Annotated in this window: 1 protein-coding gene; it reads right to left on the bottom strand. The window is 62.5% G+C overall.

Features of this window, described 5'->3' with window-relative positions:
- Nucleotides 1–911 (bottom strand): bifunctional UDP-4-keto-pentose/UDP-xylose synthase (locus WD006_RS29330; protein ID WP_029309279.1); only part of this gene is annotated, 911 nt, incomplete at both ends.

Genomic DNA, 911 nt, shown 5'->3' on the forward strand with positions numbered 1-911 from the left:
GGCTTCCAGCCCAGTTCCCCGATCGTGTTGTCGATCTTCGGCACGCGGTGCTGCACGTCCTGATAGCCCTTGCCGTAGAAGTCGCCCGACGACGTCTCCACGATCTTCGTCTTGCGCGCTTCCTCGGCGTACTCCGGATACTCGGCCGCCATCTTCAGCATCATCTCCGCCAGCTCACGCACCGAGTGGATGTTGCCCGGGTTGCCAATGTTGAAGATCTTGCCGTTGGCCACGCCGTCCTTGTTCTCGATGATGCGCATCAGCGCCGAGATGCCGTCCGAAATATCGGCGAACGCACGCTGCTGCGCGCCACCGTCCACCAGCTTGATCGGCTCGCCACGCACGATATGGCCCAGGAACTGCGTGACCACCCGCGACGAACCTTCCTTCGATTCGAAAATCGAGTCCAGCCCCGCGCCGATCCAGTTGAACGGACGGAACAGCGTGTAGTTCAGCCCTTCCTGCATCCCGTAGGCGTGGATCACGCGGTCCATCAGCTGCTTGGAGCAGGCGTAGATCCAGCGCGGCTTGTTGATCGGGCCGTAGATCAGCGGCGAGGCTTCCGGGTCGAACTCTTCGTCGGCGCACATGCCGTACACCTCCGAGGTCGACGGGAACACCAGGTGCTTGCCGTACTTCACCGCGGCGCGCACGATCGGCAGGTTGGCCTCGAAGTCCAGTTCGAACACGCGCAGCGGCTCGCGCACGTACGTCGCCGGCGTGGCGATGGCCACCAGCGGCAGCACCACATCGCACTTGCGGATGTTGTACTCGATCCACTCCTTGTTGATGGTGATGTCACCCTCGAAGAAGTGCATGCGTGGGTGGTTCACCAGATCGCCCAGGCGGTCCGACGACATATCCATGCCGTAGACCTCCCATTGCGTCGTTTCCAGGATGCGGCGCGTCAG

Source organism: Cupriavidus sp. Met-2 (assembly GCF_049843575.1).
In the GTDB taxonomy this organism is placed as follows: Bacteria; Pseudomonadota; Gammaproteobacteria; order Burkholderiales; family Burkholderiaceae; genus Cupriavidus; species Cupriavidus metallidurans.